Below are 15220 nucleotides of genomic sequence, written 5' to 3'. Positions count from 1 at the left end.
ACCACGTATGACGAGCGAGTACAACCATGGCGTACACTATTTCCTAATCCAGCCGCTTCCGGCATCCCCTCCAGAGAGACTTCTCATGAGCAATCGACTTCCTGCCGTCACCGTCGTCGGCAGCATCAACCTGGACCTGATCGCCACCGCCGAGAGGCTTCCCACTGCGGGTGAGACCATCGGCGACGCCGTCCTGTCCGAGCAGCCCGGCGGCAAGGGCGCCAACCAGGCCGCAGCAGCGGCACGTCTCGGCGGCAGTGCCCGCATGGTGGGCGCCGTGGGCAACGACGCGCAGGGGCAGCGGATGCTGGACGCACTGAAGAGTGCCGGCGTCGACACCGCGGACGTCGCCGCCCTTCCCGGGGCGACCGGAACGGCGCTGATCGTGGTGGACCGCGATGGCGAGAACCAGATTGTGGTGTGCCCGGGTGCCAACTCCAGCCTCTCCCTCGACGCCGTCGAGTTCGGCCCTGACGAGACGGTCCTGTGCCAGCTGGAGGTGGGCCTGCCGGTGGTGCTCGAAGCAGCCAGGAAGTCCGCCGGTTACTTTGTGCTGAACGCTGCGCCGGCCATGGACCTGCCGGCGGAGCTGCTGGAGCGCTGTGACTTGGTGATCGTCAACGAGAGCGAGTTTGCGCTGATCCCGGCCCTCGCCGAGGCCAAACTGGTGGCCGTGACGTACGGCAAGGACGGCTCGGCGATGTTCGAGAACGGCAAGAAGGTGGCGGCGGCTCCGGCGTCGGCGGTGACGGTGGCGAACACTGTCGGTGCCGGCGACGCGTTTTGCGCGGCTCTGGTCTTGGCGCTGCGGAGCGGGCTGGACTACACCCGGGCGCTGGCCGTGGCCAACGCGGTGGGGGCCGACGCGGTGGGCGATCCGTCATCCCAGCCGGAGTTAGCACGGCTGGGCCACTATGTGGAGCGGACCGCCCCTGCCACCGACGCACGGTGAGCGTGGAACTGCGGCGGGCGGCACCGCAGGACTTTCCCGAGGTCCGCCGCATCACCCGCGAAGCGTACCTGCGGGCAGGGCACTTCGCGGCCGAACACCCATACATGAGCCTTCGGAGGGCTTTGCAGCGTTCTCGTCATTGCAGCCGGCTACGGAGCTAGCAAGTTTCTCGGCCGCCGCCAAGAGCAGCCTGAAGCATGAGACGCCCGCACTTCGCCAGCGTCTGCTCGGCCCCCGGCTTCTGCGCTTCCGGAGAGGTGTGCCGCCGACGTTCGTGGGCGGTCGCGCCGGACTTACCTCAGGACGCGGCTCTCGCATCAGCCTGGTCATGCACGTGATGGTACGGGTGGTGCAGAACTCAGTGGAGCGCCGCGATGCTCTGACTCGTCGACAGCTTCACTCTTAATGGGTCAGGTTCCGCAGAAGGTACGGTACGGCCCGAAGCTTTCCGGGGCGGGCGCCGCGTAACGCTCGAGACCGGGACGCTCCTCGTACGGGGAGGCTACTGCTTCCATCAACCGCTCCAGCGGCCCAGTGTTCCCGCCCGTAGCGGCCGCCAGGACCTCCTCCACCAGGTGGTTGCGGGGAATATAGATGGGGTTGACCCGGTCCATGGCGTCAGCGTCCGGCATCAGGGCGCGCCAGCGCGCCAGCCAGGCATCAAACGCTTCCAGGTCCAGTATCATGCGGCGGGCAGGTTCAGCTTGGCCACGGGCGGCTTTGCCTAGGTGCCGGAAAAATGATGTGTAGTCCGGGCGTGACTCCTGAAGAAGAGCGACCAGCTCGTCCACGAGCGGTGAGGTCACGCCGTCGTCCAACCCATCACGGAATCCAAGCTTGGCGTTCATACCCACAGACCAGGCGGCACTATACTTCGGGCGGAACCCTTCGAGTGCTTCCACCGCAAGGGCCACCGCCTGTTCCTGGTCCTCGTGGAAGAGGGGCAGGAGCGTTTCAGCGAGCCGGGCAAGGTTCCACTCGGCCACCAGTGGCTGGTTGCGGTACGCGTAGCGTCCGGTCTCATCGATCGAGCTGTAGACGGCTACAGGATCGAAGCCCTCCATGAAGGCGCACGGCCCGTAGTCAATGGTTTCACCCGAGATCGTCATGTTGTCGGTGTTCATTACCCCATGAACGAACCCTACGAGCATCCAGTGCGCCACGAGCGTCGCCTGGGCGGAGAGAACCGCCTGGAGCAGGGCCAGGTAACGGCCGTCCTCCCCCGCCGCGGACCGATGGTGACGGGTGATGGCGTGATCAGCAAGACGGCGAAGCAGACCGATATCGCCGGTGGACCGTGCGTACTGGAAGCTGCCCACGCGCAGGTGACTGCTCGCCACCCGGGTAAGGACGGCGCCCGGCAGGAGAATCTCACGCTGGACCTGGCGCCCCGTCGCGACGACCGCAAGGGATCTCGTGGTGGGAATGTGCAGCGCGTGCATCGACTCGCTCAGGATGTATTCGCGCAGCATGGGGCCGACCACTGCCTGGCCGTCACCGTTTCGTGCGAACGGTGTCCGCCCTGACCCCTTGAGGTGGATGTCGCGGAGTTGCCCGTCAGCGTGCGCGATCTCGCCGAGCAGGAGTGCCCGCCCATCCCCCAGGCGGGGTGCATACCAGCCGAACTGATGGCCGGCGTATGCCTGCGCCACCGGCGTCGACTGGGCAGGGACTGCGTTGCCGACCAGCAGACGGAGCCCCCGTGGGCTCCTGAGAAAACCCGGATCAAAACCCAACTCGGCGGCAAGATCCTCATTGAGTACGAGAAGGCGCGGATCAGGAGCTTCGTCCGCCTGCCAGGGTATGGCCATCTCCTGGAACTCCCGGGCGAAATGATCATCGAAGGTGACGGGTGAAAGCGCGATGTCACTCATCCCTCAAGGATACCGGCGCCACTCATAACATCGTTTTCCAGCGTGTCCGGAACTGTGACGCCGTTGTCCGCTCGCGGTCCCAACGGCCCCCGGCTTTGTTGACTCCTCGGCCTAGCGAGCAAGTGCTCGTGGAAGGATGCTGACCTCAAGCATCGGGCGGGACCGTAAGCAGCGAACGGAGTCCGTGTGGTGTCGGTGTGCACAGGCGTCTTCGCGCTCGCTGCCGCGGGTCTCTTGGACGGTAAGCGGGCAACCACCCACTGGAGAAACGCTGAACGCCTCCAAACCCTTTACCCGGCCGTCGCCATCGACGCCGGTGTCCGGTACATAGACGAAGGCAGCGTCAGCACCAGCGCCGGGGTCGCGGCAGGCATCGACCTGTGCACCTGGTCCGCAAGGACTATGGAACCGAGGCGGCCAACAGCATTGCGCGGCGGATGGGGTGGCGCCACACCGGGAAGGGGCCAGGTCCAGTTCATGGAACGTGCGGTGGCCGCACCCCTGGTCCTCTTCGCCGACACCTGCGCCTGGGCCAGGCAGAACCTCGCTGAACAGCTCACCGTGGAGGAACTGGCAACCCATGCGGGGTGGTCTCCCAGGAAGGCAGCTACGCAGCCGGGCCGGCCGCTTCCTGGTCTACCCGGCGATCGCGGTGCTCGCTCTGGCTGGTGGTGCCCGGCTACGCGCCGCTCAACGATCCGGCCACCGAGGTCTGCGAGGCGCTGCGTCAGGCAAGCTTCGCACGGAAGTTCAGCGCCGAAGCAGGAATGACACCCTTGAACTGGCTGAACGATCAGCGCATGGCCGAAGCATGCCGGATCCTGGAATCCACCGACCTGACGGTGCAGGCGGTTGCCTCCAGAACGGGTTTGGGAACCAGAGCAAATTTCCGGCAGCACGGCGAACATCCCCCTGACGAGTAGCTCGCCGAACTGTTGGGACCCCGCGGAGTCCTTGGTTGTCAGCTGCAGGCCGCCGTCGTCCATCTTGACGATAAGCGCGACGGCGCCGTACACGAGGACTGTGATCACCAGAGCCACGATGGCCAGGATGAGCGCACGCACCCAGATGGACTCATTGGCCACCTCGTTTATGAAGATGACTATGATCTCGCAGGACAGGATGAAGGCGGTAGGCCGGACCCCGCTGGACCGCGGGCGCCTTTTCGTCCGAGCGGTCACCGCGGAGCTTGTGCTAGACCTTCTCGGCACCCTCGTAGCAAAGGTAGGTGCCGCCCAGCATGAGGATGAACGGCCACCTTCGCCGCTCCGGCAGCGGCGTCGTCCATCGAGGCGGCCGCTATGCGGGCCGCCGGACTACGAGGGCGCGGCCGCAAGGCAGGCGCTGGCCAGTGCCGGCGCCTGCCTTGCATTAATGGCCGCTGGGTCCAGCTCATCACGCACGCGGACGGTAAATTCCACAATGGGCCCGGTAGCGATGAGCCGCTCCAACCGGCTGTTCACCGTGGCCCTGGCCATCCCCAACTTCCGTGCAAGGCCGGCCACCGGCGCACGGCCGTCCTCACGCAGCGCAGAAAGGAGTCGACGATCAAGGTAATCAAGGGTGGTCATGCACAGAGTGTATAAAAAGCCTCAACAATCTGATTGATTATCTGACACAATCCGGTAGTTAGGCGATTGCTAGTGCACATCTCCGAAGCCCTGGAGTGTCGGCTTTAGAAGACCGGCGACGCAGGGGCTGGAGGTCCGGGTAGCGGAAGTTACGGGAGCGGCACGGGCTTCTTACCGGGGCCGCCTGTACCGTGCGCAGCCGCGGGCATATCCTGCAGGAAGACCCGTCCCTGCAGCATCAGCCTCCGGAGAAAACCCATGGAAATGCCGAAAGCGTCCGACGCCGACAAGGAACACTTCCGCTCGGTGCTGCCGGACCTTCCCGAGGTGGTCATCAAGCCGATGTTCGGCAATCTCGGGGCGTTCGTGAACGGCAACATGTTCGCCGGCCTGTTCGGTCCCACCATCGGCGTGAAGCTGGCCGGGGCGGACAAGGTACTGCTCGAAAGCACCGAACGGACCGTGCCGTTCGGCCCGGCCGAGCGCCCGATGGGCGGCTACACCGGGCTGCCGGAGGCCTGGAACGCAGACGACGGCGACGCCAACGGCGCCGAGCCCGACGCCCGCGCCAGGGTTTGGGTGGAGAAAGCGTTCGAGCATGTCGCCGGGCTGCCGCCGAAGGCCGCCAAGGCGCCGAAGGTTCCCAGGGCCAAAGCCGCGAAGCAGTAGCCATGCCTTCCTCCGCCGAACACCCGGACCACGTCGACACCCTGGTGATCGGCGCGGGGCAGGCCGGCCTGGCGACGAGCTATTGGCTGAACCGGCACGGCGTCGAGCACCAGCTGCTGGAACGTCGGGACACGCTCGGCGGCGCCTGGCAGGACCGCTGGGATTCGTTTTACCTGAACACCCCGAACTTCTCCTGCGTGCTGCCGGGCATGCCCTATGACGGGCCCGAACCGGACGCCTTCCTCCCCCGCGACACCGTGATCGGGCTCCTCCGGGACTACGCCGCCAGGATCGCCGCCCCGGTCCGGCTCGGCACGGACGTGACGCGGGTCAGCGCGGCCAACGGCGGGTTCGCCGTGGACACCAGCGACAGCCGCTGGCAGGCGCGGAACGTGGTCCTCGCCAACGGCGCGTTCCAGCTCCCGCGGATCTCGGCATCCGCCGCCGCCATCCCGCAGCATGTCCGCCAGCTGCACAGCCACGACTACCGCAACCCGCAGCAGCTCCCGGCGGGCGCCGTGCTGGTGGTGGGCACCGGCCAGTCGGGCGGCCAGATCGCCGAGGACCTGCTCGACGCCGGCCGGGAAGTCCACCTGTCGGTTTCGTCCTGCCCCGAGGCTCCGCGCCGGTACCGCGGCCAGGACGTCTTCTACTGGATCCTGCAGGTCAACCTTCACGGCCCCGAGTACGGCATCAACGGCCTCCAGACGGACCACCTCCCCTCCCCCGCGGCGCGCTTTGCGTGCAACCCGCTGATCTCCGGCAACGGCGGCGGCCACAGCATCCACGTCAGGGACCTCGGCCGGCGGGGCGTCCAGCTGCACGGCCGGTTTGAGGGAACCGACGACGGCGGCCTCGTCTTCAGCGACGACCTCCCCGCACGCCTCGCCCTCGTGGAGGCGGGGTTCGGGCAGCGGCTGGGACGGATGACCGACGCCTACATCGCCGCCGCGGGCATCGAGGCACCCGCCGCCGAGCCTGTGCCGGCGGACGACTGGCTGCCGACGGACTCAGGAGCCCGCCTTGACCTCGACGCCGAGGGCATCAGTTCCATCATCTGGTGCACCGGCTACGGCCTGGACTTCGGCTTCCTCGACGTGCCGGTGCTCGACGAGTGGAACTACCCGCGGCACAGCGGCGGCGTTACCGAGGTCCCGGGTCTCTACGCCGTGGGCCTCCCCTGGCTCACCAAGCACCTGTCGGCCACACTGTCGGTTTTGGGCGACGACGCGGAGTTCGTGGCGGCACACGTCGCGGCACGGTGACGCGACTCGAGGAATGGGCTCCCAGACTCGAACAGCAGCAGCGGTACTAAGGCCACCAAATGACTAAATATCAGTGGCGGATCGAACTTGTTACCTGTTTGTGACGGTTCGCCGCATCAATACGAACTAAGAGCGTCGTATCCCTCACTTAAGCTGAGCAAACTGACTCGCATTCTCTACTGGGGGAACATTGAAAGCCAAGACTCTTGGAGCCATAGCGCTCCTGCCAATCCTCCTCGCCGGTTGCGGCGGCACGCCCGCAAGCGCGCCAACGGCGCCAACTGTCGCTCCCGCCACATCTACGCAGGCTACTGACGCAGCTAGCCCTGGCCCGTCTGCAAGCGCGGCGTCGGCTAAGTCCTCCCGCGGGAACATCGTCAAGACGCCAGGTGAAGGCGCGTCTGTGACGGACAAGGAAAAGACCGTTGCCAGCTTTGTAATCAACTCCATCCAGGTTGACCCTGCGTGCACGAATAGCTCCGCTATGCCGGCAAAGAACGGCCATTTCGTTGTATTGGATGTTTCTATGGAAACAATGCCCGCGCTTGCCGACTCAGTAAACCCGCAGTTTGGACTTGCCGGCTACGGCTGGAAGGCCATCGCCGACAATGGGACCACATTCAACGGCGATGTGGCGTCGTTCGAGTCATATATGTGCCTCCCTGAAGCCGAAAGATTCCCGTCAGCTCTCGGGCCCGCAGAGAAGGCGACAGGAAAGATCGTTTTTGACGTCCCCACAACTACTGGCGTGCTCGTCCACAAGCAGGCATTCATGCCGGCAGGGTGGGAATGGGCATACCCCGCCAAGTAGCCTGCATTCAGCAAGGTCCCGATGCTGGTGCTACGAGCCCGCTCCTCCCGGACCGGCTGCCGTAATCCAAGCGATGAACCGCAGTTCGCCGAAGAGTGAACACACCCTGATGCCCTAAGTGCTGGGTCCGCGTAGGCAACCACCCCTGTGGCAGAATCCTCCTGTGATCGAATCAACCAACGAAGTCGGTATCCGCGTCTCCGAGAACAACGCTGTTCTCGTGGGAGACCCAGACCTAATCAGCACCCTCCTTTCGCGGTTGGATGTTGACGCTAAGCAGGTACAGAAGGCGGGCAGAGGGACAGCCGACCTCGTAGCGCAGGCCACGGGCATCGGGGCGGTCGTCTCGGCGCTGGACGGCAGCTGGGTGCAGCTCACCCCGGACTCCCATCAGAGGCTCATAGAGCTGGCAAACTTCAACATTTCCCCCGGGGGCACGTTCAGCGGAGCCTTCCGGGGAACGAAGGGGCAAATTGATTCGTTTGCCCAGTTCACGACAGGCGGCATGAACCCGCTGGTCATATCGAACCTCGCGACGCTCACTGCGACGATGGCTCTTCAAAGCGCCGTCGCGCAGCTCGAGGATCTAGCGCGGGCGATGGACGTCAAGTTGGATCGCCTTCTTGAAGATAACCGCGCCAAGGCACTGGGCGACATCCAAGGCCTCACGCAGGTGCTCCTCCGTGCATTCGAGCTGTATGAGGAAACCGGCAAGATAACTGACACTGCCTGGTCCCAGGTCGCAGGTCATGCCACGGCCCTTGCACAGGCGAGTTCACACGCGCTGGCCCAGATAGAGACCCTGACGCAATCTCTGAAGGCGCGTTCCTTTGCCGATAAGGTGAACGCTGCCGAGACCCTTGCGGACAACGAGCTGCGTTCATGGCTCGTGATTCTGGCTGCTTGCCAAGCGAATCAGCAGCGTCTCGAGACGCTTGAGCTTGTTCACCTGCGCCAACGCGACCCCGAGGCGGTCGAGGCACATGCCGCATCCATCCAGGTCTCCGCAGCCAAGCGGAACGACGCCGCTGCGAACCGGCTGCAGTCCTTGGTGGATGCGCTGACATCGGCCGCCAACGTCAGCGACTTCAATCGTCTTCGAAGCCCGCTGAAGAGCCGTTCGCTACTGGACTCCGCTGAAAGCGCCAACAGACTGATCGGCACCTTCGCAGAAATTTATGGACTGGATGGCCTGAGCCAAGGAGAGGTCGAGCGAGAGACGTGGCGGAAGTCCTTGTCCGATTTGGCCAAAACCACGACGACGGCCGTTTCGTCCGCTGCAAAGGCGGTGCCAGCTGGGATCGCGAAGGCTGGCGGTGACGCTGTGATCAGGGCAGCCAGCCAAATCGAGGCGCAGCGGTCGCCCGCAAAAGATATTACTTCGCAGACTTCGGAGGAGCCTGCGAACCCGAAGGCCGTAGACGTCCGCTGATTCGGCGAAACAGCCGCTAGCCAGCCAGGTGCACCACATCACCGCGCAGCTCAAGCCGATTGGTATCGACGCCGTACTGTAGACCCTGATTAAGGCGAGCAGTCACTGCCGGGGTACGCCGAGTCTTGCCGAATAGCTGCAGAGTTTCGCGGCACAAGTCTCCGATGGAAATTCCGCCGGAGCCGTGGACAACATGGACCATCGCGTTGCGGAGTTCAACCACGCTGATGTGTTCCGGCTTCCGGTCAGTGGCGGGGCCGTTCGGCCGAAACTGTGTCCAGGCCTCCCGGTCAACCGCAGCGTCCCAGATGAACCCGTCTCGATCACAGCGATGAACCGACGAATCCAGAGCGTCCAGGACGGAGTTGGCCCGGTCCGCGTTCATCTTGTTGAGGTCGAAGGCCATGCAGACCAGCCTGGCCAGCCGCTCCTGATGAATCGGCCCCTCCGCATCAACGATGGTTCGCAGGGCTTCGCGTACGGCGAGCACAGACCGCCGGGAAGGCAGTGCATCCAGGACGTCCCTGCGACCGAAGCGGCGGACGGTCCACGGCTCGTACACGGGGCGATCCCGCTCGACGACAGCCGTCGCAGGTCCGGGCCCACCACCCGCCGGAGCCAGCAACGGGGCAGGCGCGCCAAAGGGGACCACCGCGGAAGCCGGAGGCAGCGGGCTGTCCAAAGCGACTCCGGGGATAGAACCGGCCGACTCGTCGTTCAAGCCCTCAATTCCCGCGGAGGGAGCAGTCTCTGCGTCCGGACTCGCCAATCCGTATGCCGCCCCAGTGAGAACTTTCTCCAGCTTGTCCAGTACGGCATCGCGGTCGCTGAGCCAGGCCGGCAGCCAGACCCGCTGCACCGCGGGCCAACGCATCATCCGGGTCAGAACATCGCCCGGCAGCCCGTCCCGGTCGCCCGCGGTACGCCGCGCCGCCCACACGGGGCTGTCCAGGAGGACAGCCATCAATGGCCGGCCCGGCGCATCCGGAGAAGCGACGCTGATGTCTACCTTGAAATCAGACAGTCCGACGTCGGTGGCGACGGCAAAGCCGCGGTCGCGCAGCGCGTCGGCGATTTCCTCCCGATGCAGGTCCACTGCGAGGCTCCGCCGGCCGTCATAGGGCAGCGCACCGGTCCCCTGCTCGGCCAGGTTCAGGTACGTGCGAAGGTGCTTGATTCCGACAGAACTTGTCTCTTCGGCACGAAGCTCGGACGGGCTGAAGCTGGAGAAAACGATGACCTGCCGCCGTGCCCTGGTCACTGCGACGTTAAGCCTCCGCTCGCCACCGGCACGGTTCAGCGGACCGAAGTTCAGCGGCAGATAGCCCTTGTCGTTCTTGCTGAAGCCCGTGGAGAACAGGATGACGTCGCGCTCGTCACCCTGGACGTTCTCAAGGTTCTTGACGAAGAGCCCTTCCGGGTCCTCATCGAGTGCCTTGATGATCCGGGGATCGTCGGTGTCACGCAGCAGGCCTTCGATCAACGCGCGCTGCTGGAGGTTGAAGGTCACGACGCCGACGGACGGCGAGCCTTCGGCTGCGCCGAATCGACGCCTAATCTCTTCGACGATTGCCTTCGCTTCGATGGGATTGGTCCGCAATACCTTCGACGTTCCGGAGCGGTGGAACTGTCCGTCGACCCTGACGAAGTTGACGCCGTGGCCGCGGAGCCCGGCGTCGGGAGCCCCATGGGACGGCCCGGGGAAGGACAAGAGTTTGCTGTCGTAGTATTGCTGGTTGCTGAAGGCGATCAGGGATTCGTCCTGGCTCCGGTAATGCCAGGACAGCCATTGCCGGGGCACCCGCGCCTCCACACATTCGGACAGGATGGATTCCATGTCCTCCACCGCTGTGGCATCCGTCTCTAGGTCGTCCAGCGAGTCCCCGGATGACTCCGCGAACGACGTCGGGGGCATCTGCTTGCTGTCTCCCACCACCACCACGGAAGCACCGCGGCCCATGGCGCCGACGGCGTCTGCCACACGGATCTGGGAAGCTTCGTCGAACACGACGATGTCGAAGAGATCCGCCTTGGCCGGGAAGAACCGCGCCACCGAGTCGGGGCTCACCAGGGTGCAGGGCATGATCTGCGTGATGAGGTCGGCGTAGCCCTCCATGAGTTTGCGGACCGTGAGGCCGCCTCGCTGGCGGTTCAGCTGGCGTTGCAGCTCCCCCATCCGGCCGGAGTTCGACGACGCCGAAACTTTCCGTGAGCCGACGACGCCGGCGGCCAGGTTGCGCTTCAGGAGCTCCCGTACGGCAGTGGCCCGGCTAGTGAACCTGTCGATGGTCCGCTCGTGCGAGTGGACATCGAAGTCCTGCAAACCCGTCGCTGCCTGCCGCTCCACCAGCGAGCATTCGGCGAGGCCGCGTTCGAAGGCCGTCGCGGTGTCATCGGCGTCGAGTGAACCGTCGAGAATAGCCGCGCGGACTTCGCTGAGTCCAACGCCACGGAGCGGCTCAACGTGGGCAAGGAGCTCACGCCACCGCTGGAGAGGCTGGGACCCTGCGCCATCCAGCACCCGAGCGGTCCGGGTCATGAGCCAGACGCCCAGAAGACCTTGGTTTCTTGTCCACCGCGTGAGTTCTGCAGCGTCGACGGCGGCATCCGCAGCAAACGCGTCCCACGCCGCCGCTAGTTCGCGGAGCCAGCCGATCAGGTTCTCGTGGACCGCCGGTCCCTGCTCAAGGAAGTCGCGCAGCGCGGTTTGGAAGGTCGGACCGTCATCGGTGACGGTGGGGTGCACAGCCTGCGCCGCCCACCGCAGCCAACCCAGCCGGCGGTTCAACGCCTCCTGGTCAGCCGCTGTGAGCGGGTTCCAGGCGTGCAGGACGCCGACGCCGGGAACAGACTCGGTTTCGGCCCGCAGCTGAAGAACCTGGTGCTGCGCTGCAACCAGGTCCGCCAGCAGGGGTACCAGCTCCTTGGGCCGGATCTCGGCACCAGTGTGAACCACGGTGTCCAGCTCCGCAGCCACAGCGCGCAGACGCTTCTTGCGCCCGAAGAAACCACTGGCGGCCGCCTGCTGCGCCCGGCCTTGGATTTCCTGCAGGGGAAGCTCCATGGCCTCCGGCGCAACCATGTCCAAGCCGGGATGGTTGACAGCGGCGAAGGCCGTCACCAGCTGCTCCAAGTTCCGGGCGCCTGTGGACCATTCGCCCGACCGGATCACATCCAACGTCTCTACGGGCACAGTCCGGTCTGCCAGGAGCGCAGCGAGCGTCTCGACGTCGGACGGCTGCCTGGCGGACCGCAAAACGGCGTCAAGACCCGCAACGGAACGAACGGCGTCGAGCGCCGCATCGATGCGGCGCCCGACAGTGAGCAGCTGAGCCGCTTGAGAATCGGTGACCGGGCGCCCGACAAACCGCCAGGAGTGGTCCGCGGAGGGCCGTGCCCGATCGGTGAATTCCGGCAGCTCACGGAACAGGGCGCGGAGTGGCTCCAGAACAGTGTCATTGGCGGACGCCGCAAACCCCGCGCCCAGATTCAGGGCCGGATCATCAGGCTCAAAGGTGAGCGCCTTGGTCCGGGCGCTGTACATTGACAGCTTCGCGCCGTTTTCCTCGTGCAGCCGGGCGGCGTAGCGGACCAACGTCCGGCGAGCGGCCGCCAGATCTGTGGCTGCGGTGTCCAGCTGCTGCGTGTCAGCGGCCAGACTGAGCTCGAGCGCGTTCCTGATCTGGGCGCGGACCACGGCCGGCTTGCTCCCCTTGTCATGCAGGTCCAGGGAAAATGGGGCCATCCCCACTTCGGCGAGGCGCTTCTGGACGACGTCCAGCGCGGCGCGTTTTTCTGCCACAAAGAGCACCCGCTTGCCATCCACGATTGCGCGGGTGAGCAGGTTGGTAATCGTCTGGGACTTGCCGGTACCGGGAGGTCCTTCGAGCACGAAGGTCTGGCCGGCGACGGCCGACGCCACAGCCTGCAGCTGTGACGAGTCCGCGGGGATCGGGCACAGTGCGGCAAGAGCGTCGAGGTCGACGTCGGCAGTCACGCTGACCGGGTCCTGGAACACTTCCGTCGGGGTGCTGATGAGATGGTCCACGAGCTTGTTCGTGGCGAACTGTTCCCAGTTCTCGTCCAGGTCCTTCCAGAGCCTGAACTTGGCAAACTGGAGCATGGACAGGTCCACGGTGTTCTCCACCCGGAATGCCAGGCCCTTGGCCGATACTGCCTCCCGGACGGCGTCGAACGCGGCGTCCAGGTCAATGCCGGAACCGTCGTCGGCTGGCGCGGCCAGCCCGGGGACCCTCAGGCCGTGGGATTGGGCGAGCTTCTCGAGCAGGCAGTAGTTGGGCGTGGACTGGCCGGCTTCGTCCAGGGTGACGCGGTAGAGGCCGTTCTTTCCAGCCGACGTCAGGTTGACGGGGACCAGAACCAGTGGCGAGCGCAGGGTACGGCCGTCGAGTTCCCAGAGCAGGCTGCCGAGGGCCAGGTACAGGTTGTTGGCGCCGGTTTCTTCTAGCTGGGTCCTGGCTTTATAGGCCAGGCCGCGCATTTTGGAGTTGTAAGCCTCTTCGGTGACCTCGGCGAAGACGGTCTTCTTCGAGCTGAGCATGCCAATCAGTTCGTCTTGCGGGAGGTCGCGGCCGAAGCGGATCCCGCGTTCCTGGTGGACGGCGCTGATCTGGTTGGACGGAATGAGGCTGATGGGGGTGTCGTTGTTGATGAGGTCCTCGAAGGCCCCGATCCACGAAGCGGGAACGGCTAAGGGGAAGCGTGCCGTGTCCGTGAAGTTGATGAGGCGGTTCCGCAGGCTGAGGTCCAGCAGGGCGTTCTTCCACTGGGTAACGCGCGGCGGAACATCCGGGGTGGTCCCGTCCGTCCGCGAGACCCTTCCCTGTTTCACGGGGAGGACAGGGACTGCCTTGGCCTCGGGGACGTAGTTCGTGACTACCGTGTCCCCGGTTGCCGACCTGGTCCGGGCGGGCAGCGGGTAGATACCATCGAGGCGGGCACGGCGGATATCCGTGACCGCATAAATGTCCCCTTGTCCCGCTTCGATGTAGTTCGCTTCCGGTCCCTTACGCAGTAGGGCCGGCGTGATGGGCTGTTTACCCGTGAGCAGAGTGGTCTCGATCAGACCGATGAGGCCTCGCTGCACCAGACTGACCAGTTCCACCACGTCGTCTGAGGCCGCCGTATCCAGTGCGCGCTCCTCGCGCCAGTACCCGAGGAAGGCATGACCTTCGACGATCCAGAGCTGGGGCCGGATGCCGCAGAATTCCAGGGCCGCAGCCATAACGACGGTAGTGTCCAGACAGGTCCCGAGCCGATCCTCCAAAACTTGAGCGGGGGTGCGGATCTGCTGGCCCTGCAGGCCCCAACTGGCGGGGGGCATGCTGTAGCGGATGTCGCGGTTACTGGCCGCCTGGGCCACGGCGAAGACGATTTGATCCACGCGGTCGGCGTCGGCCAGGTACCCGTCCAGGCTGCTGCTGCCGGTCGTCGCCGCCAGGAGATCCGCCGCCTCGGAGACCAGCTTGCCGATGGCCGGGTGATGGGGCTGGACGAAAGCGGCCAGGAACTCATAGGACGCCAGACCGTTGCCGGCAATCCAGAGCTGGGCCGGTAGGAGCTGGATCCGGGCTTCGGACCGGCCGATTTCCGAGGTTCCAGCACCGGGCGCGCCGGACTCGACGGTGACCACCACCCGGCCCGGCTGCTTGTCGGACAAGTCGTACATGGTCTGCGCAGCAACGCGGACGTCCAGATCGTCCAGGACGATCGATTGCCCGGCCGCAAGGTCGATGTACTGCTGGAAGTCCTCCGAAATTTTGCCCGCACTGGAGAGTACCTCGACCCGAATCACGGCGCCGCGGATTTCCGTGCCCGGGTTCGTAATCACCACCTGGCGCAAGAACCTGAAATCGTTATGCACCATGGGATAGCTGAGGGCTTCGGCGGCTGTGATCTCGACGGATACCGCGTGTTGCTTCGCCGAATTTTCGGCAGCAGCCCCACCGGACTGTTCCGCATCCCCAGTTTCAGGGTCACCTATTCCGGTCTCGTCGACGTCGGCGGGTTCCCTTGCGCCGTCCCCTGCATCGCGGATCTTATAGTCATCCAACAGGGCAGCGAGTGCCTGTGATGCACCATCTAGCTGGAGATTCTTGGCCAAGCGGCCGGCGGTATCCAATGCGCGGTAGGTGTCCGCGTCATCGAAGCTCTCGTTGTGGGCCCAGAGGTTGCGGATCTGCCGGAGCTCGGAAGTGTGGCTGCGGGCATCGTGGGCCAGATTGAAGGGGTAACCGAGCGCACCCAGAGACTCGGTCATGACGCGGAGCTGGACGCTCAGATCAGTGGCTGAGTAGCTTTGCGCGGTTCTTCCGGCACTGGCGTCCTTATGTTCCAGGAGCTTCGGCCACGAAATCCCGGGCGCCACGCCCTCCAGAACTGACGCAATGTAGGAGCCAAGGCCGCCCGCCAAAGTCTCCAGTGCACGTCCGACGTACTCGCGGTTGGAAAGCCCCATTTGTGTTCCCCCATCTTCGGCGCCAACGCCGACCATCAACTCAGCTCAGAGTAGTGCGCATGCACCGTTGTCCCAACCTAGGCTTAACGGCGTTAGTTCCCCAGCAGCTTCTCCAGGTACGACTCGCCGACCACGGCGATACCATAGCCTCTAGCTTTCTTGGCCTTG

10 protein-coding genes and 1 pseudogene are annotated in these 15220 nt (G+C 65.0%); 7 read left to right on the top strand and 4 right to left on the bottom strand.

What is annotated here, in order from left to right:
- Positions 1-85 precede the first annotated feature (85 nt).
- Entirely contained in the window at positions 86-952 is an 867-nt protein-coding gene (locus tag ABIB27_RS05275) for a ribokinase (protein ID WP_354253639.1), read from the top strand.
- A gap of 410 nt (positions 953-1362) precedes the next feature.
- Here ABIB27_RS05275 and ABIB27_RS05270 read toward each other — a convergent pair whose 3' ends face one another.
- On the bottom strand, positions 1363-2826 hold the full coding sequence (locus ABIB27_RS05270; protein ID WP_354253638.1) for a protein adenylyltransferase SelO: 1464 nt from the start codon (positions 2824-2826) through the stop codon (positions 1363-1365).
- A 186-nt stretch (positions 2827-3012) separates the two neighbouring features.
- On the opposite strand from ABIB27_RS05270, the gene ABIB27_RS05265 reads away from it, so the two are divergent.
- Complete coding sequence (locus tag ABIB27_RS05265) at positions 3013-3597, top strand: DJ-1/PfpI family protein (RefSeq protein WP_354253637.1); 585 nt, start codon at positions 3013-3015, stop codon at positions 3595-3597.
- Positions 3594-3749 carry a hypothetical protein gene (locus ABIB27_RS05260; RefSeq protein ID WP_354216107.1) on the top strand — a complete coding sequence of 52 codons (156 nt, stop codon included), beginning with the start codon at positions 3594-3596 and terminating at the stop codon, positions 3747-3749. Before ABIB27_RS05265 ends, ABIB27_RS05260 begins: the two co-directional genes overlap by 4 nt.
- On the opposite strand, the pseudogene ABIB27_RS05255 reads toward ABIB27_RS05260, so the two are convergent.
- Positions 3711-4080: pseudogene (locus ABIB27_RS05255) on the bottom strand (DUF808 family protein); the annotation flags it as partial. The gene ABIB27_RS05260 and the pseudogene ABIB27_RS05255 sit on opposite strands and share 39 nt — an antisense overlap.
- Positions 4081-4142: 62 nt before the next feature.
- Entirely contained in the window at positions 4143-4397 is a 255-nt protein-coding gene (locus ABIB27_RS05250; protein WP_354253636.1) for an Lrp/AsnC family transcriptional regulator, read from the bottom strand.
- A 258-nt stretch (positions 4398-4655) separates the two neighbouring features.
- On the opposite strand from ABIB27_RS05250, the gene ABIB27_RS05245 reads away from it, so the two are divergent.
- From ABIB27_RS05245 to ABIB27_RS05230, 4 genes are all read left to right on the top strand, one after another.
- On the top strand, positions 4656-5066 hold the full coding sequence (locus ABIB27_RS05245; RefSeq protein WP_354253635.1) for a TfoX/Sxy family protein: 411 nt from the start codon (positions 4656-4658) through the stop codon (positions 5064-5066).
- Between the two features lie 2 nt (positions 5067-5068).
- Positions 5069-6331 (top strand): flavin-containing monooxygenase, encoded by a 1263-nt coding sequence (locus ABIB27_RS05240; protein WP_354253634.1) that lies wholly within the window; start codon positions 5069-5071, stop codon positions 6329-6331.
- Positions 6332-6734: 403 nt separating this feature from the next.
- Complete coding sequence (locus ABIB27_RS05235; RefSeq protein ID WP_354253633.1) at positions 6735-7142, top strand: DUF4352 domain-containing protein; 408 nt, start codon at positions 6735-6737, stop codon at positions 7140-7142.
- A gap of 163 nt (positions 7143-7305) precedes the next feature.
- The gene (locus tag ABIB27_RS05230) at positions 7306-8574 is read left to right on the top strand and encodes a hypothetical protein (protein ID WP_354253632.1); all 1269 of its coding nucleotides are present in this window, start codon (positions 7306-7308) and stop codon (positions 8572-8574) included.
- 16 nt (positions 8575-8590) lie between these two features.
- Here ABIB27_RS05230 and proA read toward each other — a convergent pair whose 3' ends face one another.
- Positions 8591-15052 carry an anti-phage protein ProA gene (gene proA / locus ABIB27_RS05225; RefSeq protein ID WP_354253631.1) on the bottom strand — a complete coding sequence of 2154 codons (6462 nt, stop codon included), beginning with the start codon at positions 15050-15052 and terminating at the stop codon, positions 8591-8593.
- Positions 15053-15220 lie beyond the last annotated feature (168 nt).

Origin of the sequence: Arthrobacter sp. UYEF21 (assembly GCF_040546085.1) — a bacterium.
Classification (GTDB): domain Bacteria; phylum Actinomycetota; class Actinomycetes; order Actinomycetales; family Micrococcaceae; genus Arthrobacter.
This window is presented reverse-complemented; position numbering and strand designations above follow the sequence as displayed.